The following is an 18,220-nucleotide window of genomic DNA, read 5'->3' as shown; positions in this document are numbered from 1 at the left end:
AACTGATGGCATTATGAAGTATGTATCGTTCCTGTTCCTGTTATTGCTCAGTTTAGTTTTTACCGGCTGCCTCAAGGAAAAAAGCGAGGAGACCGGCACGGCCGGCGGCAGCACCACCTATTTTTTACGGTTTAAAATGAATGGCACGACCAAAAACCTCAACTTTAACAACCAGGCTAAGTTCCAGGTGACGCCGGATGTCACCACCCTGGTCCTTACCGGTTTTGCCGCCGCTACCCCGGCTACCAACCCGGAAAGCCTCATCCTGAGCCTCAATTTCCTGAAAGCCGCCCCGGCTACCGGCGCCTACTCCGAAGATGGCAACCCGGATGATTACGTGCTGGGGGGCATCTACCTCGAAAACACGTCTACCTCTTATTATGCCGGACAGGAAGCGACCCCTGCCCTGCCCCTGACCCTGAACCTGACCAAACTCGACAGCGCCGTAGCGGAGGGCACCTTCCAGGGCGCCTTTTATAAGGCAGATGCCAGTGGGGCTACCACCACCGAAAACATCCTGATCACCGAAGGATCCTTCAGGCTGCCGATAAAATAGCCAGCGGCCATTATCGACACAACTTTAAAAGCCGTGGAGCCCGGCGACCTTGCGTCGCCAGGCTCCCCGGCTTTTTTCAGCAATAGAAAAATAAAAGCTCCTACATCCCGGGAAGCTTGAGGCCGGCGCCCTTGAGGTCCTGGATCAACGCTTCCTGGAAGGCCAGGCGGGCGTCAAAAAAACCGTGGGCCGGCACCCAGGCATTGATCATCACCTTATAGCCATCGGTCTCCACGGAAGAAACGCCCAGGCGTACCGGCGGATCGTTGAGCAGCGACTTGGTGCGCCCGATGGTTTTATCGACCGTGGTCCGCACCTCTTCGAAGGGAACGGCAAAGGGAAACTTCAGCTCCACATCCAGCCGGCGGCGCCCTTCGCGACTGAGGTTCACGATCACTTCGTTGGACAGCTTGCTGTTGGGAATGATGACCGTGGTGTTCTGGTAGGTAAGTACCACGGTGTAGAATATGCGGATTTCCGTAACGGTGCCTTCCTGCCCCTGGGCAATGATGTTGTCGCCCACGCGGAAAGGCTTGAGCAGCAGGATAAGCACCCCGCTGGTAAAATTCTGCAGCGTACCCGAAAGAGCCAGGCCGGCAGCCACGCCAAACGCCCCGATCAGGGCCGTGAAGATGGTCATCTGCAACCCCAGGATCTGCATCAGCGCCAGCACCAGCATTATCTGCAGGCCGGTAATAAATAAACTGATAAGGAAAGGACGCAGCGAGGGATCGAACTCCTTGTGGTCCATGTGCCGGTTCACCGCCTTGCGGATAAAGCGGATCAGCCATAAGCCTATAAACAGCACAAATATCGCGATGATCAACCGGGGTCCCACAACCAATATCCAGGCATAGAGCTTGTCGTAAAATGTAGCGAGTTTTTGCATCATTGAAAAGTTTACGCGTTTACGGGTTTACAAGTTTACGAGTAGGCCCGTAATTCAAGGTGTCATTTTTGGTGGAATACTCAACAATTCCATGCCAACTAATGCCAACCCCAGAACCGGCAAACAACTCGTAAACCCGTAAACTTGTAAACGCGTAAACTTATTTAGCGCTCATCCGCACTCGGACCGTACATTCCCGGAACGGGCACGTCGAGCAGGCGCAGGTAAACCGAGAGTTGCCCGCGGTGGTGTACCAGGTGGTTGAACACAAAGGAACGCAGCACCGCCATGCGGGGCAGGTCGAGGATGATGTGGTCACCGTGGCGCAACTTCCAGTGCTTCATCATGTCTTCGTCGGAAGTGGCGGCCAGGGTTTCGGTTCCTTTTTTCAAATTGTCCTCGAAAAAATCCAGCAGTTGCTGTGTGCTCTGGGGCACAAAGGGTTGATACTTGTTGGTGGCGAAGTCCAGTTCATCGGTGGTCAGGGTCATCGTCAGCCAGCTGAACAGTTCGGCCACGTGGCTGGAAAGGGACGCCAGGCTCATCGACTTTTCGTGGGGCTTCCAGCCAAATTTGTCAGCGGGTACCCGTTCCAGCATCTTGCGGGTGCTGTCGGCTTCGTGTCTCAGCTCGTTTAATAGCGGTTGATTTAAACGCATATGAATTGATTATGGATTGTTGTGCTCGTCCTTGGAAATAAAGCGCTCTTCCATGCCATGGGTCACTTCCTCGGGATGCTCCAGCTGGTGGGCCGGGTCCTTTTTCCGGCTCATCTTAATGACCTGGATGAGGGCGGTGAGCGCAAAAATAGAGCCGATGATCCAGTTCAGGATATTACCATTCTGATTTAAAAGACCGGCAATGAACTGCCCGCCATACACAAACACGCAGCTGGCAATGAAAGTGCCCAGGCCGATCCCGCTGATATAGGTATTGTAATGGCTGGCCTTCGGCAGCAGGATCTTCTTGGTGAACAGCACCGTGCTCCACCCGAACCAGAAAGGGATCTGCACGGGGTTGATGGCGCTCATGAGCACCCCCAGCACGAACCGGTTGAGCGTGCTGCTCAGGATCACGTTCTTGTTGACCGTGGGATGGGCGGCGGCATAAAAGCTCGAAGCCGCCAGGGCCACGATGATGGCCAGCGTCGCCCATTCCAGGATCCGGATCAGCCGTTCCTGCTTGCGCACCCAGTCCATAGCTACCAGCGACAGCCGCACATACACCAGCTCCACCAGCAGGGCGCCGATGGCAAACTTAAAGGCCGGCACCACCCCATCGCTGATGGAAATCTGCATCACGGCCACGTTCAGGGTTCCCAACGGCAGCGACCCCAGAAAGGAAATGACCATTCCCGTGAAAAATATCCGGATGAATTTTGACATGATTCTGTTAGTTCCTGAGTTCCTGAGTTAGGAGTTTACGGGTTGTTTACGGGTTCGGATTTCCGTAAGGCGGGATTTCTTGGTTCCGGTTTTTTGTTAAGTAGTTAAGGTGCCTTTTACTTATCAGAATACCACGCGGTTATCCAATTCTTCCAGCACCGCCAGGTGCTTCTTTGCGTCGCGAAGAAACTTCAGTCCTTTGCGGAGCGGCCAGTAGCGGATGCCTTTTTTGTGGTTGATCCGTGAAATGCGGTACAGGACCTTCCAGTGCATCAGGATCTCCCGGTACGCCTCCAGCAGCGACATGCCGCTGTTGTACACGTGGTTGGGCTCGGCCCCGCTGCCGTTGAACTCCAGGATAATGAAGTTCTTTCCCTGCTTCAGGTCGTCGATGGACGTGCATTTCAGATCATAACGGCCGTAATAAAATTGTGCCCGGTGGCTGATGGGGTCGAATACCGACAACAACTGGTCGTCAATCAGGTGGTGCAGGTTAACGAACCGGGCGCCCCTGTTCAGGTTGGCGGCATAGGTCAGGTAATACGACTGGCCCTGGGGCAGCACCGTGTCGAGGTAATCTTCGTGCTTGATGCGCATCTCCTCCAGTCGGTGCTTCGCCTTCTCATGCTCGAGGATAAGTTCCCAGACCGATTTGCGGCCGTCGCCGGTCACCTCCATGAGTTCCTTGCGGATAAAACCGGTAATGACGCCCTTTTCCTGGCCGGGAAAGCGGTAATAAAAAACGCTGGCTTCCACCGGATAGTCCACCAGGTCCTGGACGAGGTAGTCCACCGGCAGCTCGCGGTGGTATTTTTCCAGCTGTTCCCATTTGTCCACTTTCCGGAACAGCAGGCCCTTCATGCCCACGTCGGGCTTGACGCAGAACGGAAAGGTGAACCCATGGGCCACCACGGCCTGCCGCACCTCTTCCCAGGGAGCGCCGGGTTTGATGTACACGGTTTTGGGATACGAGCTTTCGGGCAGCAGGTCGTACATTTCGCGCTTGTCCTCGCCCTCAAAGCCACCGAAGGTCAGCGTGGGATTGGAGGAACTGAAAAACCAGACCGAACCCGAACGCAGGCAATACCAGGCCCAGACAGGCGTGATGGCAAAATAGCGCAATTCAAAGGGCCACAGTTCCCAGTTGCCCAGCTTCTCCCAAAATCGTTTCCATTTCATAAATCGGCGCCAAAAATAATAGGCAATAAGCAATAAGCAACGGGTTAATTGGGAATTGGTTCCTTGGGTATAAGGAATTCGGCCGGAACTTTACTGCACCCGGATAAAGCTGCTCCCCTCCCAATACCCAATTACCCAATTACCCAATGAACCAATTCCTTATTTACTGTTGCCCGTTGCCGGAGGCTTCATTACATTTGAGAAAACAGAAAAGGATGATCCGAACAATGGCTGATTTTTTTGCGGCCGGCGAAACCCCGGAAGTATTGTTCTGGGTAGGTTGTGCCGGCAGCTTCGACCAGCGGGCCCAGAAGGTCACCCGTGCCTTTGCCCGCATTTTGAACCATACAGGCGTCCGTTTCGCCATCCTGGGAAAGGAGGAAATGTGTACCGGCGACCCCGCCCGCCGCGCCGGCAACGAATTCCTGTTCCAGATGATGGCCCAGCAAAACATCCAGGTCCTTAATAATTACGGGGTCCAAAAGATCGTGACCACCTGCCCTCACTGCTTCAACATCTTTAAAAACGAATACCCTGAGCTCGGCGGCACCTACGAAGTGCTGCACCACACGGCCTTCCTGCAGCAATTGATTGACGAGGGAAAGGTCCGGCTGAAGGAAGGCGGCAGCTTTAAGGGCAAACGCATTACCTACCACGACAGCTGCTACCTGGGCCGTGGCAACGGCATCTACCAGGCGCCCCGGCAGGTGCTGGAAGCCCTGGACGCCGAGCTGGTGGAAATGAAGCGTTGCGGCAAGAACGGCTTTTGCTGCGGGGCCGGCGGCGCCCAGATGTTCAAGGAAGACGAGCCGGGCAACACCCGGGTCAACTGGGAAAGGGCCGCCGAAGCCATCAGCACCGGCGCCGGCATCGTGGCCGTGGCCTGCCCCTTTTGCAATACCATGCTGACCGACGGCATCAAGAATGCCGATCAGGAAGAAGCTGTCCAGGTGCAGGACGTGGCCGAACTAGTGGCAGCTTCGCTGCAGGATATCGGTTAATGGGTTCCTTGGGAACCAGGAAGCGGTTTTAGAGCCGGTCCCATCCCATTACCCCAATGAACCAATGAACCCATGTACCAATTAACTCCTTGGCAACAAGGCTATTCCTTAATTTTGCCTCATGAATTTAGAATACAAAGAATTACTTCCCGATAATTTTTCCCCTCAGAGCCGCGTATGGATCTACCAGAGCAGCCGCCTGTTCACCCTGTCGGAGGCCCTCGAGATCGAGAACCTCCTCGACCAGTTCTGCGGCCAGTGGCGCGCCCATGGCGACGAGGTAGCCGCCTTCGGCAACCTGTTCTTCGGCCAGTTTATCGTGCTGATGGCCGATGAAACGAAAACCAAGGTCAGCGGTTGCAGCACCGACAGCTCGGTTCGCTTTATTAAAGACCTGGAGCACCGATTCCGGGTGAACTTCTTTGACCGGGCCAACCTGGCCTTTGCCGTAAAGGACAAGATCCAGCTGCTGCCGATGGGCCAGTTGAACTATGCCCTCCAGAACGGTTTTATCGGCCCCGACACCCTGTACTTCAACAACCTGGTCGCCACCAAGGCCGACCTGGAAACCAAATGGATCGTACCGGTAAAAGACTCCTGGCTGGCTTCGAAGATCAAAGCAGTCGCCCCGTAATTTTTTACCCGCAAAATTTTTGGAAAGGCCCGGCACCCGCCGGGCCTTTCCAGTTCCTCATTTTAGAACTTCTTCAGCAACTGCTGTTTATTGATCACCTTCCCCTGGGGCTTTTTGGCGGGGGCCTTGGTCAGGTTGTAGCTGAGGCTGAGGCGGATGTTGCGGCTGTTGGCCGTGCTGAAGCTTTCCAGCTCGTAGTTGGTGCCGTAGGTGAATGAGCGGTTCTGCTGCTGGGAGAACAGGTCGATCAGGTTCAGCCCCACCGTCATTTTCTTTTTCAGCACCCGGGCCTGCAGGCCGATGTTAGAGCTGAGGGTGCTGCGGACCGTCCCCTGCGGGTTGGCAAACCGGTTGAGGGTGACATTACCCGAAAAAGTATAGCGGTCTTTCAGCGAATAATTCCCGTTCAGGTTGGAGGTCAGGGAGCCGCCGTCGCGGTATTTGCGGTTTACCTTGTCGAAGTCGCTGTAGCGGTTGTAGGTATAGGAGGCGCTGCCGTTCAGCCGCACCTTGCGGTTGATGGTGTAGCCGCCCCAGGCGCTGGCCTCGTATTCCTGCCGGCTGCTGATGTTTTGCCAGGTGATCTCCGTTCTGCTGTCCGACACCCGGGTGCGGATCTGGCTGAAAATGTTTTCCACCCGGTTATAGCCCAGGCCGGCATTGGCAAAGAAGCTGTTTTGGGTTTTGCCCGCCATCAGGTCGAAGTTGTGGGCCAGGGAGGCTTCCAGGTCGGGGTTGCCGAAACGGGTATTGTAGGGGTCGAAGTAATCCTTGGTGGGATTGAGCTCGTAAATGCCCGGCCGCCGGATGCTGCGGCGGTAGGTGGCGGTGAGGCTGTAGCCCGACTTCCAGTTCTTTGCCAGGTTGAAGAACGGCAGCCAGCTCCAGTAGCGGTTGGCCGTATCGCCAACCGCCTGGCGGAAATCGAAGGCAATGCCGGTGGCTTCGGCGGAGGTGCCGGCCGAAAGGCTGAAGCCCGCGCCCAGCTGCTGCCGCACCGATGCCCGGAGGTTGGCCAGGTGTTGTTGGAAACGGAAATCGCGGTCCAGCGAATCGATGCCCACCAGTTCGGAAGCCCCCTTCCGCTTGTAGGCGGTGGTGGCCGTCACCCGTTCGTGGGTGCCGGTCAGGTAGCCGCCCAGGGAAAGGGAGGTTTTCTTGTTGGGCAGTTCCTGGTCCAGGCTGCCCCGAAGGTGGTAGCCCGTGCTGCGGTTGGCATTATCCTGTTGCAGGATGGAGTCGGATACGAGGCTGCGGGCTACGGGATGGAGGAGCTGCTCGTAAAAGTTGCGGCCACTTCCCGTGGAAGAAAAGTTGGCGTTGGTAAACAGCCGCGCCACCGTTCCGGGCTTCCTGCTGCGGAAGGTATAGTTCAGGCTGATGTTGGGACTGTACCCATCGCCCCGGCTGCCGTTGTCGCGCTGCACCAGCTTGTATACCTGGTCGTGGCGGTTCTGGTTGCGGTTCTCCACCTCGCTGCGGTTGTCGTAATTGTTCTGGTTATACTGCAGCACCCCGTTCAGCGAATGGTACTTGTTGATATCGTAATCCAGGTTAGCGCGGAGGTTCGGCCGAAGGGTCAGGTTTCGGTAGCTGCTTTCGGTAAAAAAATGATTGACCGAATCCTTGTACAGGTTTTTGCGGTCCGAGTGGCCTGCTCCTGCATAGCGGCTGTTGGTGGCGCCCGCCGTAAGGGTAAAGGAAAGAGTGTTTTTACGGTAGAGGTAGCTGCCGTTGGCGGCCAGCTCGCCCCGGCTGCCGCCGTAGACGGTCACCCGGCCCGAGCGGCCGACCTTTCCCTTCTTGGTCACGATATTGATCACCCCGCCGGGCTCGTTGGCATAGCGGGCGGGCGGGTTGGTAAGCACTTCGATCTTTTCGATGGAAGAGCCCGGCATCGACTCCAGCAGGTCCTGCAGCTGCTGGGCATTCAGCTCCACCGGCTTGTCGTCGATGAGGATTTTGGGCTCGCGACCCCGCACTACCAGCTTGCCGTCGGCGTCCTTGGATACCAGCGGTACGGTAGTCAGCAGGTCGCTGGCGCTGCTGGTGGCGCTCAGCGCGGACTGGCCGGCATTGAAGGTGATGTTGCCGTCCTTGCTTTCCACCAGCGGCTTTTCGGCATACACGATTACTTCGCCGAGGCTGCCCTGGGGTGGAAGCGTCAGTCCTTCGAGGTTGAAATCGAAGCGCTCCGCCCGGAAAAAAATGCTGTCGAGGGTCAGCGGGCTGAAACCGGCAAAGGACAGCTGCAGGCGGTAGTAGCCGAAGGGGATGCCGCTCAGGGAAAAGCTGCCGTCCGTGGCGGTAAGGGTATGGCGGGAAACGGCGGAATCGGCCAGGGAGAACAGTTGTACGGTGGCGCCGGCCAGGGGTTTCTTTCCTTCATCCTGGAGGCTGCCGGACAACAGGCCCGCTCCTTCCACCTGGGCGGCGGCATAAACAGAAAGGAACAGGCACAGGGTCAGGGCAAACAATCTCATCGGCAGTAAAGATAAAAAGAAGAGGCACTAAAAATCCTTCTTAAAATCTGCCAACCTGTCACGGTGGGGACGGAATATGGTTATCTTTGGCCCCAATTTTTTCGGATTATGTTAGAAGTAGCTACCAAAGTGCATGACGAGGCCCGCCAGGGTGAAGCATTTGCTCCTTTTTCGGGAGATCCCAACCAGTACGGGCGCCAGTTTTATATAGAAAGCTATGGCTGCCAGATGAATTTCAGCGATAGCGAGATCGTGGCCTCCATCCTCAACGGCGAAGGTTTCGGTGCTACCCGCAACTTCGAGACCGCCGACCTTATTTTATTAAATACCTGCTCGATCCGCGAAAAGGCCGAGCAAACCGTGCGCAAGCGCCTGACCGAGTTCCGCAAGCTGAAGCAAAGCCGCCCCAGCCTGCTGATCGGCGTGCTGGGCTGCATGGCCGAGCGCCTGAAGGCTAAATTCCTGGAAGAAGAAAAGCTGGTGGACATTGTGGTGGGCCCCGATGCCTACCGCTCCCTGCCCCAGCTCATCTCCGAAGCCGGCGGCGGCCAGAAAGCGGTGAATGTGCTGCTGAGCCGTGAAGAAACCTATGCCGATATTTCCCCCGTACGCCTGAACAGCAACGGCATCTCCGCCTTTGTCAGCATCATGCGGGGCTGCAACAACATGTGTTCTTTCTGCGTGGTGCCCTTCACCCGCGGCCGCGAACGCAGCCGCGACGCCCACAGCATTGTCAACGAATGCCGCGATCTGCTGAACAACGGCTATAAAGAAGTAACCCTCCTGGGCCAGAACGTGGACAGCTACTACTGGACGCCCGAAAACGGCAGCAACACCCCCGTTACCTTTGCCCAGCTGCTGGAAATGGTAGCGCTGCTGTCGCCCGACCTCCGGGTGCGCTTTTCCACCTCCCACCCCAAGGACATTACCGACGACGTGCTGCACACCATGGCCAAGTACGAAAACATCTGTAAATACATCCACCTTCCGCTGCAGAGCGGTTCCACCCGCGTGCTGCAGCTGATGAACCGCAGCTATACCCGCGAATGGTACATGGCCAAAGTAGACCGCATCCGCGAGATCATGCCCGACTGCGGCATCAGCTCCGATATCATCGCCGGCTTCTGCACCGAAACCGAAGAAGACCACCAGGACACCTTGTCCCTGATGGACTATGCCCGCTACGACATGAGCTATATGTTCTTCTACAGCGAGCGTCCCGGCACCCTGGCGCAGCGCCGTTATGCCGACGACATTCCCGAAGAGGTGAAAAAGCGTCGCCTGCAGGAGATCATCGAGTTGCAGAACCGCCTGTCGCAGCAAAGCAATGCCGCCGACCTGGGCAAAACCTTCAAAGTGCTGATCGAAAGCACCTCCAAGCGCAGCGACGCCCACTGGATGGGACGGAACAGCCAGAACAAGGTGATCGTCTTCCCCAAAGGCAGCTACGACCTGAAGCCCGGCGACTACACGGTAGTGACCGTCAACGACTGCACCCAGGCCACCCTGCTGGGCGAGATTGCCTGAAATGTAACATAAAGGGAAGAGTAATCGACAAATTGGAAAAAGCAATGACTGACATACAAAGCATAAAAAACAGGTTTGGCATTATTGGCAACTCACCGGCGCTGAATTTTGCCCTGCAGGTAGCGGCCCAGGTGGCCAATACCGACCTGACGGTACTCATCGTCGGGGAAAGCGGGGTGGGAAAGGAAGCTTTTTCACACGTGATCCATTCGCTTTCGGCACGCAAACACAACCCCTTTATCGCCGTTAACTGCGGCGCCATCCCCGAAGGCACGATCGATTCGGAATTGTTCGGTCACGAAAAAGGCTCGTTCACCGGCGCGGTGGACAGCCGCAAAGGTTATTTTGAGTCCGTCAACGGCGGCACCATCTTTCTTGACGAGATCGGCGAAATGCCCCTGGGCACCCAGGCCCGCCTGCTCAGGGTGCTGGAAACCGGCGAATTCATCCGCGTGGGCTCTTCCAAGGTACAAAAGACCGACGTACGGGTGATCGCCGCTACCAACCGCGACCTGCTCCAGCAGGTACAGGGCGCCAAGTTCCGCGAGGACCTGTACTACCGCCTGAGCACCGTGCCCATCCGGGTTCCGGCCATGAAGGAGCGCAAGGAAGACATCCCGCTCTTATTCCGCAAGTTTGCCGTGGACTTTGCCGAAAAATACCGTACCGCCCCCGTGCAGCTCGACGACGAGGCCCGGGCGAAACTGATGAATTATCCCTTCCCCGGCAACGTACGGGAGCTGAAGAACCTGGCCGAACAGATGTCGGTGCTGGCCACGGAAAAACAGATCAACGCCCGGGAGCTCGATCGCTTCCTGCCCCAGCACAACAATGTCAACCGCCTGCCGGTGCTGGTGCAGGGACACGAGCAGGCTGCCCCCCACGAGTTCGCCAACGAACGGGAGATCCTCTACAAGCTGTTCTTCGACATGAAAAAGGATGTCACCGAGCTGAAGCGCCTGTTCTTTGAAGTGGTGCAGAACCCCTCCAACCTGCAGCAGACGCCGGCCTTCACCACCCAGGACCTCAAGGACCTCCATGCCCACCAGGACGGCCCCGCTCCTTTCCTGGTGCACCCGCACCCCGCTATCCCCCAGCAGCCTATGCCCGTGCAGCCGGTGCTGGTACAGCCGGAAGACATCCATGAGCACGTGGAGGTGGAGGAAAGCCTCAACATCATGGAAAAGGAACGCGAGCTGATCATCAAAGCCCTCAAAAAACATAAGGGCAAACGCAAGGACGCCTCCATGGACCTGGGCATCAGCGAACGGACCCTCTACCGCAAACTAAAGGAGTACAACATCGACGAATAGCCCCTGCAACCATCCTAAACCTTTCCCAATCCCAGACCATGTTCAAACGCTTTTATATACCTGTTTCCGCCCTCCTGCTGGCCCTCTTCCTCCTGGCAACCGCCGGCTTTTCCACGGGTTGCGGCGTCTACAGCTTTGCCGACGTGTCGATCCCGGACAGCATCAAAACCATCCGCATCAATTTTATCGACAACAAAGCCCGCTACATCAACCCGCAGCTCAGTCCCAACCTGACAGAGCGGATCAAACAAAAGATCAACAACCAAACGAAGTTGACGCGGACCAACAGCGACAATGCCCACTACGAGATCAGCGGCTATGTTTCCGACTACGCGGTCAGCACCTCGGGCATCTCCGACAAGGTGACGCAAACCAACCGCCTGACCGTGGCCGTGCACATCGTGGTCACCAACCGCCTGGCCGACAAGACGGACGAATACGACGTGAGCCGCAGCTTTGAATTCTCCGCCAACTCCTCCCTGCAGGCGGCCGAAGCCTCCCTGCTCGATGAGATGGTCCGCGGGTTGACGGACGATATTTTTAATAGAGTGTTTTCCAACTGGTAAGTTTACGAGTTTACGGGTTTACAAGTTTACGAGTTGCTTGCGCCCGTCAGGAACTCGTAAACTTGTAAACCCGTAAACTTGTAAACTTTCTCCCTATCTTGCCCCCATGTCTGAGCGATTTGATTTACTGGCCCTGGAGTTGTTTCAAAAGAAGATGGCTGCCTGTTCCCTGGAGGAGATCCGGAACCTGGCTACCCATTATCCCTACTTTGCTCCGGCCCAGTTGCTGCTGGCGAAGAAATCAAAAGAACTGGCCGTCCCCGATGGAAGCGGCCCCGTACAGAGAGCCGCTCTGTTTTATCCCGATGCCCTTCTGTTCGACCTGTTGCTGAACGAAGAAAAATATGCTACTTCCTTTGTAGTGGAAGAAGCCCCGGAGCCGGTGGCAGCAATGCCCGTGCCCCCGGTGGCGGAAACCGTCGTTCCGCAGGAAAAGCCGTTCCGCTTTAAACTAGACATGGAAGCGCCCGAAGCCGACCTGCCGGTAGAAGAAGAGGAAGACACAGAGGAACTGGAGGAAGAAGCCCTGCCCGCCCTGGACATCCAGGTTCCTGCTCCTGCTGCTGCGCCCCAGCAACCGGCCGTGCCGTCGGCTGCCAACGACGATAACCTGCTCACGTTTGAGCCCTTTCATACCGTGGATTATTTCGCTTCCCAGGGCATCAAGCTGTCGCAGGAGGAAACCCAGGCGCCGAAAGATACCGTGGGCCGGCAGCTGAAAAGCTTTACCGAATGGCTGAAGACCATGAAGCGCCTGCCGGCGGAACAACAGGGCCAGGGAATGGACCGTGCCTCGGAGCGCAAGGTGGAAAGCCTGGCGGCCCACTCCGTAGAGGCCAGCGCCATCCTTACCGAAGCCATGGCCGAAGTGTGGGCCAAGCAGGGAAACCGCGAAAAAGCCATGGAAATATATACCAAATTAAGTTTGCTCAATCCCTCCAAAAAGGCTTATTTTGCAGCCAAAGTCGAAAACTTAAAGAAAGCCCATTGATATGACCATTTTATTCGTGATCCTGATCATTATTGTTTGTGTGATCCTGAGCCTGATCGTACTGGTACAGAACCCTAAAGGCGGCGGCCTTGCCGGCAGCATCGCCGGTTTCAGCAACCAGTTCATGGGTGTGAAACAAACCACCGACGTTCTGGAAAAAGGTACCTGGATCTTTGCCGCCCTGATCGCAGTGTTGTGCATTACGTCCACGGCTTTCATTTCCGGTGGCACCACTTCCGGTCACGACCGCCTGGAAAACGTTGGTACCGCTCCCGTGCAAAGCGCTCCCCAGAAGGCAGCTCCCGCTCCTGGTGCTTTCCCCGCAGCTCCCACGGCTCCTGCTGCTGCTGATACGAACAAATAATTGCCAAAAATCTTATCGTACAACCCTGTCTGACAGACAGGGTTTTTTATTTACTTTACTGCATAGAACGGATATGAAAAAAATCATTCTCCTGCTGCTGGTACTCCTTCTGCTGGGGGCAGCAATCGTCGGTTGGATCTTCCTGGGACCCGCAACCGGGTTCAGCGAACGCAAACAGGTGCTGTACATCAGTTCCCATGCGGCCACCAAAAGGGCCGTGATCGACTCGCTGCAGCAACGCGCCATCGTGAAGAACACTTCCTTCTTTACCCTGCTGGCCGACCAGCTGGATTATTGGAAAAATATCAAGCCCGGTAAGTATGAAGTACCCAAAGGCACCAGCCTGCTGTCGCTGGTACGCATGCTGCGCAACGGCCGCCAGACGCCGGTCAACCTGGTAATTACCAAGCTGCGCACCCGCGCCGACCTGGCCCGCCTGGCCGGCAGCCGCTTCGAATTCGATTCGGCCGTCATGCTGCAGTTCCTCATCACCCCCGACTCGCTCCGCTCTTTTTCGATAGATCCCGCCACCTCCATGGCCCTGGTGCTGCCCGACACCTACACCTTTTTCTGGAACACCACGCCCCACAAGGTATACCAGAAGCTGGCCGAGGAATCGGCGAAGTTCTGGACCGCCGAACGCAAGGCGAAGGCCGGACGCCTGGGACTGACACCCGTGCAGGCCTATACCCTTGCTTCGATCGTGGAAGAGGAAACCAATGCCCAGGCCGAAAAGGGCAACATCGCCTCGGTTTACCTGAACCGGGTAAAAACGGGCATGCCCCTGCAGGCCGATCCCACCATCCGCTTCGCCCTGAACGATTTTTCCATTAAACGGGTTTACGGCGCCCATCTCGACGTGGAGTCGCCCTACAACACTTACCGCAACAACGGGCTGCCGCCGGGGCCTATCTGCACGCCTTCGCGGAAAACCATCGACGCCGTCCTGAACGCACCGGAAACGCCTTATTTGTATTTCGTGGCCGACAGCTCGTTCAACGGTACCCATGTATTCAGCACTACCTACGACGAACACCTGAAAAAAGCCAAAGCCTACCAGGAAGCCTTCCGGCAGCGTTTCGCCCCCAAGCAACAGGCATCAGGCAATGGGCAATAAGTCCTGGACTTATGACGAATAACCGTTAACTTATGATCCCATCAACCTAACTACCGAAGCATGTTGCTACAAAAATTAAAAGGAAAAGTGTCGGTTCCCACTCCGGTCCAGTCCATGATCGACCGGAGTATCGACCGCACCAAGGATACCTATATACCGGGCTTTCACGGCTTTTCGCTGTTCGAGGTCTGGCGGGCCTTTATCGCCCAACTGCGCAAGACCAGCCTGATCGAGCGGGCAGCGGCCATCTCCTTCAACATGGTCATGGCCATCCCTCCCACCCTGCTGTTCATCTTCACCCTGATCCCGCACCTGCCGATCTCGGGCAAATTCATCGAGGAGTTGTACAGCGTCATCCGCGACGTGGTCCCGGGCAAGCAAAACAACGCCGTCATTATCGAGTTCCTCGACGACTTCCTGCTGCACCCGCGCAACGAGCTGCTTTCCTTTGGTTTATTGCTGGCCCTGTTTTTCTCCAGCAATGCCATGATGGGAGTGCTGCGGTCTTTCGACAAGGATTATGAAGGTTTTGAGAAATGGAACGGCCTGAAAAAGCGCCAGACGGCGCTGATGCTCACACTTATTTCGTTTGTCTTGTTTTTCCTGTTCCTGTCGCTGCTGATCGCCCAGGGCGTGGTGCTCGACTGGGTAGGCATCCGCAACAAAGTGCTCCGCCTGCTGATCATCAACATCCGCTGGGTGTTCATCGTGATGCTGATTTTTTACATCGTTTCCTTTATCTACCGCCACGGACCATCGGTTACCCGTAAGTGGCATTTTTTCACGCCGGGCTCCGTCTTTACCACCACGCTGGTGATGCTGGCCACCGGCCTGTTCTCCTTCTGGGTAAACCACTTTAGCAACTACAACAAGCTGTATGGCTCCATCAGCGCCATCTTCATCATCATGTCGCTGATCTTCGTCAACTCCCTGGTAGTGCTTATGGGATTCGAGCTCAATGTCACCATTGCGGCCCTGCTGCGGAAGAAGGAGGCAGAAAAACAGTTGTAAGGGCGCAGAGAAAGTTCCTGAGTTCCTAAGTTCCTGCGTTCCTAAGTTGGCGTAACTCTGAACAGGAGAACGATTAACTCAGGAACTTAGGTACTTAGAAACTCAGGAACGCTTAACTTGTAAACTCGTAAACTCATAGAAACATGAAAAAACTATTGTTCACCACACTGGCGGCCATGGGGTTGTTATCGTTTACCGTAAACGAATTGCCGATCGGGTCGCCTATTCCCAAGCCGGAAGTAAAAATGAAAGACATCAGCGGCCAGGAGATCAGCCTGCAGCAGGCCAAAAAGAAAAACGGCCTGCTGGTGATGTTCAGCTGCAACACCTGCCCTTACGTGATCAAAAACCAGAAGCGGACCGCCGAAGCCTGCAGCTATGCCGCCAAAAACGACCTGGGTGTGGTCCTGATCAACCCCAACGAGGCGCAGCGCAGCGATGCCGACTCCTACGAGGCTATGAAAGCCTATGCAAAGGACCAGAAGTACAACTGGTACTATGCCCTGGACAAGGATTCCGAGCTGGCCGATGCCTTTGGCGCCAACCGCACGCCCGAGTGCTTCCTGTTCAATAAGGAAGGCAAGCTGGTGTACCACGGGGCCATAGATGACAACCCTTCCAACGAGGAGTCGGTCACCCGCACCCACCTGAAAGCCGCCATGGATGAGATGTTGGCCGGTAAAGATGTGAGCGTCAAAACCTCCCGTTCGGTGGGCTGCACCATCAAACGAAAAAGCTAAGCGTTACAAGCTGTACCGATAAAAAAAACCCGCCCTGCGGGTTTTTTTTATGCAATTTTTTGCCGGTATGGAGAGTTATTAGGAAAGAAACTGACCGACTGAATTCCAGGAAGCGCTACAAATCCACAAACAATTCGGGTTAGGGAAGAAAATTGAAATAGTGCTGGGTTGTGGGGAACAGAAAGCCGGCCACGTCAGGTGATGGCATGTTTTTGGCCCATTATAATAAAAAATTAATAAACCCCCCGCGTATGAAAAAGACTTTAACGTCTGTTCTGGCCGCCCTGCTCTTTTTCTCGTTTACACCTTCCCCGGAACTCCCCATCGGTGCTGATATTCCCAAAGGCTATATTTACATGAAAGATATTGGAGGCAATGACATCAGCCTCTACAATGCCACCCAGGCCAACGGCCTGCTGGTGATCTTTAGCGCCAATACCTGTCCGTATATCAAATGGAGCGAAAAGCCCTTGTCACTGGCTTGTGAATACGCGTTAAAAAACGAGATCGGGGTGGTGATGGTCAATTCCAACGAGACCGAGCACAAGGGGAACGAATCCTACGGGGCCATGATCAAATACGCGAAATACAATGGGTATCGCTGGTATTACGTACTGGATGAAAATGCCACCATCGCCAAGGCCTTCCAGGCGCAGCGCACCCCCGAATGTTTTTTGTTCAACAAGCAGGGAAAGCTGGTGTACCACGGCTCCCTGAACGATAATCCTTCCAATCCCGCCGCCGTTACCCGCGAACACCTCAAAATCGCGATGGACGAGCTGATCGGCGGCAAGGACATTTCCCTGAAGGTGACCAAATCACTGGGCTGTACCATCAAGAAACTCGATTAGTTTGGGGTAGCCTAACCACCCACTACGAACCACAAACGTTTACGTTTATCCGCCCGCTCCGGTTTTACGCAGCCGGTCGGCCTCGCTGACTTCGCCTTTCCCGTCATTGGGGCTGGTCAGCAGCGACTGGATCTCTTTTTCCAGCCTTTCGGGTGACATCTGGGCCTCGTAAAACTTACGGTAGCCGGTTTTGTTGTTGAGGAACAGGCTGGCGGGAATAGCGCCGGACCAGCTGCTGTCCACCTTCGGGCAGAAGAGGTCCGCATTGGTTTCATCCAGCAGCACCATGCGCTCGGCAAAATTGTGTTTCAGGGCATACATCCGGGCCTTGGGATGGGCTTCGGAAAAGTCCAGGCTGACCAGCAGCAGCTGCAGGCCGGCATTATCGTATTTCTTGGCCAGTTTCAAAAAATATGGGAGCTCTTCTACGCAGGGCTTGCAGAACGTCGCCCAGAAGTTGACGATAATGGGCTTGTCGGCAGTTTTCAGGTGCTGCTCCAGCTTGCCGATCTTCCAAACGGGAACTTCCTGGGCATGGGCCGTAGAAAACATGATAACAAAGAGTAGCAGGTTAAACAGTTTTTTCATTTGGTATCCCCCATTGTTGACTTAAAATTATTAATTCCTCCGCTGATAGCTTTGGTTTTTTATAATGTCCCGCCAGTTGCTTCTGCCGGAAGGCCTCGTACAGGGTGACGGCACAGGCTACACTGACGTTGAGCGACTTGATCATGCCTACCTGCGGGATCACCAGGCTGCCGTCGGTCAGCGCCCGCACCTCTTCACTAACGCCATACTGCTCGTTGCCGAACACCAGGGCCATCGGCTGTGTTAGGTCCGTCTCGTAGAGGTTGACAGCGTCCTGGGACAGATGCGTTGCCAGCACCCGGGAATATTTTTCCCGCAAGGCGGCAAAACATTCCTCCACATGGCCGAACTGGTGGGCCGTGATCCATTTGTCGGCGCTGCGGCTGCTCTGGAAACCCCATTTTTTGTGAAAGGGGATCCGGGTATTCAGCACATAAATTTCCTGCACCCCCACCGCATCGCAGCTCCGCATGATGGCCGAGATATTATGCGGGTCAAAAACATTCTCGAGCACCACCGTCAGGTCGTTTTGCCGTTTTGAAAGGACGGCCTCCAGGCGGCTTCTGCGTTCTTCAGTCATTTTTTTTTGCAAACTAATTTGAAAATATTTTGTTTTTCAAAAAATACTTCTACATTTGCAACCCGATCGACAAACGGATAGAAAGAAACGACGAAAAGGAAAGAAAGAGAGGCGATCTAAACGTTTCCGACGGTCACTAGTTTCGGGAAGTGGCGCAGCCCGGTAGCGCACTTGTATGGGGTGCAAGGGGTCGCTGGTTCGAATCCAGTCTTCCCGACTCTTCGAAAGGGATGGTCGCTTCAGACCATCCCTTTTCTATCCCCTTCGACTAGTGATTCATAGATTTGGTTAATTTTATACCGGAATAGTTCAATTTTTTTCGGGAAGTGGCGCAGCCCGGTAGCGCACTTGTATGGGGTGCAAGGGGTCGCTGGTTCGAATCCAGTCTTCCCGACTCTTTAAAAAGGGATGATCGTAACAGGTCATCCCTTTTCCTTTTTCCCGG

19 protein-coding genes and 2 tRNA genes are annotated in these 18,220 nt (G+C 55.4%); 14 read left to right on the top strand and 7 right to left on the bottom strand.

What is annotated here, in order from left to right; translation table 11 throughout:
- Positions 1–13: 13 nt before the first annotated feature.
- The gene (locus tag V9K67_RS01140; RefSeq protein WP_336719474.1) at positions 14–556 is read left to right on the top strand and encodes a hypothetical protein; all 543 of its coding nucleotides are present in this window, start codon (positions 14–16) and stop codon (positions 554–556) included.
- A 100-nt stretch (positions 557–656) separates the two neighbouring features.
- Here V9K67_RS01140 and V9K67_RS01135 read toward each other — a convergent pair whose 3' ends face one another.
- The 4 genes from V9K67_RS01135 to V9K67_RS01120 form a co-directional block, all read right to left on the bottom strand.
- Complete coding sequence (locus V9K67_RS01135) at positions 657–1,448, bottom strand: mechanosensitive ion channel family protein (RefSeq protein ID WP_336719473.1); 792 nt, start codon at positions 1,446–1,448, stop codon at positions 657–659.
- Positions 1,449–1,609: 161 nt separating this feature from the next.
- Positions 1,610–2,104, bottom strand: coding sequence for a DinB family protein (locus V9K67_RS01130; RefSeq protein WP_336719471.1), 495 nt, complete (start codon positions 2,102–2,104; stop codon positions 1,610–1,612).
- A gap of 9 nt (positions 2,105–2,113) precedes the next feature.
- Positions 2,114–2,830 (bottom strand): LysE family translocator, encoded by a 717-nt coding sequence (locus tag V9K67_RS01125; RefSeq protein ID WP_336719470.1) that lies wholly within the window; start codon positions 2,828–2,830, stop codon positions 2,114–2,116.
- A 123-nt stretch (positions 2,831–2,953) separates the two neighbouring features.
- Positions 2,954–4,009, bottom strand: coding sequence for an ATP-grasp domain-containing protein (locus V9K67_RS01120; protein WP_336719468.1), 1,056 nt, complete (start codon positions 4,007–4,009; stop codon positions 2,954–2,956).
- 215 nt (positions 4,010–4,224) lie between these two features.
- On the opposite strand from V9K67_RS01120, the gene V9K67_RS01115 reads away from it, so the two are divergent.
- Together V9K67_RS01115 and V9K67_RS01110 are read left to right on the top strand one after the other, a co-directional pair.
- The gene (locus tag V9K67_RS01115; protein ID WP_336719466.1) at positions 4,225–5,010 is read left to right on the top strand and encodes a (Fe-S)-binding protein; all 786 of its coding nucleotides are present in this window, start codon (positions 4,225–4,227) and stop codon (positions 5,008–5,010) included.
- Positions 5,011–5,131: 121 nt separating this feature from the next.
- Positions 5,132–5,644, top strand: a complete 513-nt coding sequence (locus V9K67_RS01110; protein ID WP_336719465.1) for a hypothetical protein — start codon at positions 5,132–5,134, stop codon at positions 5,642–5,644.
- Positions 5,645–5,706: 62 nt separating this feature from the next.
- On the opposite strand, the gene V9K67_RS01105 is transcribed toward V9K67_RS01110, so the two are convergent.
- Complete coding sequence (locus V9K67_RS01105) at positions 5,707–8,127, bottom strand: outer membrane beta-barrel protein (protein WP_336719464.1); 2,421 nt, start codon at positions 8,125–8,127, stop codon at positions 5,707–5,709.
- A gap of 108 nt (positions 8,128–8,235) precedes the next feature.
- Between V9K67_RS01105 and miaB the strand changes: the two genes are divergently transcribed.
- The 9 genes from miaB to V9K67_RS01060 all read left to right on the top strand — a co-directional run bounded on the left by miaB (position 8,236) and on the right by V9K67_RS01060 (position 16,607).
- Positions 8,236–9,654: a tRNA (N6-isopentenyl adenosine(37)-C2)-methylthiotransferase MiaB gene (gene miaB / locus V9K67_RS01100; RefSeq protein ID WP_336719463.1), complete on the top strand. Its 1,419-nt coding sequence runs from the start codon at positions 8,236–8,238 to the stop codon at positions 9,652–9,654.
- A gap of 44 nt (positions 9,655–9,698) precedes the next feature.
- Entirely contained in the window at positions 9,699–10,967 is a 1,269-nt protein-coding gene (locus tag V9K67_RS01095) for a sigma-54 interaction domain-containing protein (protein WP_336719462.1), read from the top strand.
- A 38-nt stretch (positions 10,968–11,005) separates the two neighbouring features.
- The gene (lptE, locus tag V9K67_RS01090) at positions 11,006–11,533 is read left to right on the top strand and encodes an LPS assembly lipoprotein LptE (RefSeq protein WP_336719461.1); all 528 of its coding nucleotides are present in this window, start codon (positions 11,006–11,008) and stop codon (positions 11,531–11,533) included.
- Between the two features lie 106 nt (positions 11,534–11,639).
- Positions 11,640–12,524, top strand: a complete 885-nt coding sequence (locus tag V9K67_RS01085; protein ID WP_336719459.1) for a DUF8458 domain-containing protein — start codon at positions 11,640–11,642, stop codon at positions 12,522–12,524.
- Between the two features lies 1 nt (position 12,525).
- Positions 12,526–12,888: a preprotein translocase subunit SecG gene (gene secG, locus V9K67_RS01080; protein ID WP_336719458.1), complete on the top strand. Its 363-nt coding sequence runs from the start codon at positions 12,526–12,528 to the stop codon at positions 12,886–12,888.
- Between the two features lie 73 nt (positions 12,889–12,961).
- Positions 12,962–14,005 carry an endolytic transglycosylase MltG gene (gene mltG, locus V9K67_RS01075; RefSeq protein ID WP_336719457.1) on the top strand — a complete coding sequence of 348 codons (1,044 nt, stop codon included), beginning with the start codon at positions 12,962–12,964 and terminating at the stop codon, positions 14,003–14,005.
- Between the two features lie 60 nt (positions 14,006–14,065).
- A complete protein-coding gene (locus V9K67_RS01070; protein ID WP_336719456.1) occupies positions 14,066–15,016 on the top strand; it encodes a YihY/virulence factor BrkB family protein in 951 nt (316 codons plus the stop codon).
- A gap of 143 nt (positions 15,017–15,159) precedes the next feature.
- Positions 15,160–15,756 (top strand): thioredoxin family protein, encoded by a 597-nt coding sequence (locus tag V9K67_RS01065; protein WP_336719454.1) that lies wholly within the window; start codon positions 15,160–15,162, stop codon positions 15,754–15,756.
- 251 nt (positions 15,757–16,007) lie between these two features.
- On the top strand, positions 16,008–16,607 hold the full coding sequence (locus V9K67_RS01060) for a redoxin family protein (protein ID WP_336719453.1): 600 nt from the start codon (positions 16,008–16,010) through the stop codon (positions 16,605–16,607).
- Between the two features lie 45 nt (positions 16,608–16,652).
- On the opposite strand, the gene V9K67_RS01055 is transcribed toward V9K67_RS01060, so the two are convergent.
- Both V9K67_RS01055 and V9K67_RS01050 read right to left on the bottom strand, forming a co-directional pair.
- Positions 16,653–17,195: a redoxin domain-containing protein gene (locus V9K67_RS01055; RefSeq protein ID WP_336719451.1), complete on the bottom strand. Its 543-nt coding sequence runs from the start codon at positions 17,193–17,195 to the stop codon at positions 16,653–16,655.
- Entirely contained in the window at positions 17,179–17,775 is a 597-nt protein-coding gene (locus V9K67_RS01050; RefSeq protein WP_336719450.1) for a TrmH family RNA methyltransferase, read from the bottom strand. Before V9K67_RS01050 ends, V9K67_RS01055 begins: the two co-directional genes overlap by 17 nt.
- A gap of 143 nt (positions 17,776–17,918) precedes the next feature.
- Between V9K67_RS01050 and V9K67_RS01045 the strand changes: the two genes are divergently transcribed.
- Both V9K67_RS01045 and V9K67_RS01040 read left to right on the top strand, forming a co-directional pair.
- A tRNA-Pro gene (locus V9K67_RS01045) sits at positions 17,919–17,992 on the top strand.
- 103 nt (positions 17,993–18,095) lie between these two features.
- Positions 18,096–18,169, top strand: a tRNA-Pro gene (locus V9K67_RS01040).
- Positions 18,170–18,220 lie beyond the last annotated feature (51 nt).

This window comes from Huijunlia imazamoxiresistens (genome assembly GCF_037132455.1).
GTDB lineage: Bacteria > Bacteroidota > Bacteroidia > Chitinophagales > Chitinophagaceae > Flavisolibacter > Flavisolibacter imazamoxiresistens.
The sequence above is the reverse complement of the archived record's forward strand: the minus strand, read 5'-3'. Positions and strand labels throughout refer to the sequence as shown.

Excerpts from the sequence above, each read along its gene's own strand:
- V9K67_RS01140 (WP_336719474.1), top strand. The coding sequence starts at position 14 with ATGAAGTATGTATCGTTCCTGTTCCTGTTATTGCTCAGTTTAGTTTTT.
- V9K67_RS01135 (WP_336719473.1), bottom strand. The coding sequence starts at position 1,448 with ATGATGCAAAAACTCGCTACATTTTACGACAAGCTCTATGCCTGGATA.
- V9K67_RS01130 (WP_336719471.1), bottom strand. The coding sequence starts at position 2,104 with ATGCGTTTAAATCAACCGCTATTAAACGAGCTGAGACACGAAGCCGAC.
- V9K67_RS01125 (WP_336719470.1), bottom strand. The coding sequence starts at position 2,830 with ATGTCAAAATTCATCCGGATATTTTTCACGGGAATGGTCATTTCCTTT.
- V9K67_RS01120 (WP_336719468.1), bottom strand. The coding sequence starts at position 4,009 with ATGAAATGGAAACGATTTTGGGAGAAGCTGGGCAACTGGGAACTGTGG.
- V9K67_RS01115 (WP_336719466.1), top strand. The coding sequence starts at position 4,225 with ATGATCCGAACAATGGCTGATTTTTTTGCGGCCGGCGAAACCCCGGAA.
- V9K67_RS01110 (WP_336719465.1), top strand. The coding sequence starts at position 5,132 with ATGAATTTAGAATACAAAGAATTACTTCCCGATAATTTTTCCCCTCAG.
- V9K67_RS01105 (WP_336719464.1), bottom strand. The coding sequence starts at position 8,127 with ATGAGATTGTTTGCCCTGACCCTGTGCCTGTTCCTTTCTGTTTATGCC.
- miaB (WP_336719463.1), top strand. The coding sequence starts at position 8,236 with ATGTTAGAAGTAGCTACCAAAGTGCATGACGAGGCCCGCCAGGGTGAA.
- V9K67_RS01095 (WP_336719462.1), top strand. The coding sequence starts at position 9,699 with ATGACTGACATACAAAGCATAAAAAACAGGTTTGGCATTATTGGCAAC.
- lptE (WP_336719461.1), top strand. The coding sequence starts at position 11,006 with ATGTTCAAACGCTTTTATATACCTGTTTCCGCCCTCCTGCTGGCCCTC.
- V9K67_RS01085 (WP_336719459.1), top strand. The coding sequence starts at position 11,640 with ATGTCTGAGCGATTTGATTTACTGGCCCTGGAGTTGTTTCAAAAGAAG.
- secG (WP_336719458.1), top strand. The coding sequence starts at position 12,526 with ATGACCATTTTATTCGTGATCCTGATCATTATTGTTTGTGTGATCCTG.
- mltG (WP_336719457.1), top strand. The coding sequence starts at position 12,962 with ATGAAAAAAATCATTCTCCTGCTGCTGGTACTCCTTCTGCTGGGGGCA.
- V9K67_RS01070 (WP_336719456.1), top strand. The coding sequence starts at position 14,066 with ATGTTGCTACAAAAATTAAAAGGAAAAGTGTCGGTTCCCACTCCGGTC.
- V9K67_RS01065 (WP_336719454.1), top strand. The coding sequence starts at position 15,160 with ATGAAAAAACTATTGTTCACCACACTGGCGGCCATGGGGTTGTTATCG.
- V9K67_RS01060 (WP_336719453.1), top strand. The coding sequence starts at position 16,008 with ATGAAAAAGACTTTAACGTCTGTTCTGGCCGCCCTGCTCTTTTTCTCG.
- V9K67_RS01055 (WP_336719451.1), bottom strand. The coding sequence starts at position 17,195 with ATGAAAAAACTGTTTAACCTGCTACTCTTTGTTATCATGTTTTCTACG.
- V9K67_RS01050 (WP_336719450.1), bottom strand. The coding sequence starts at position 17,775 with ATGACTGAAGAACGCAGAAGCCGCCTGGAGGCCGTCCTTTCAAAACGG.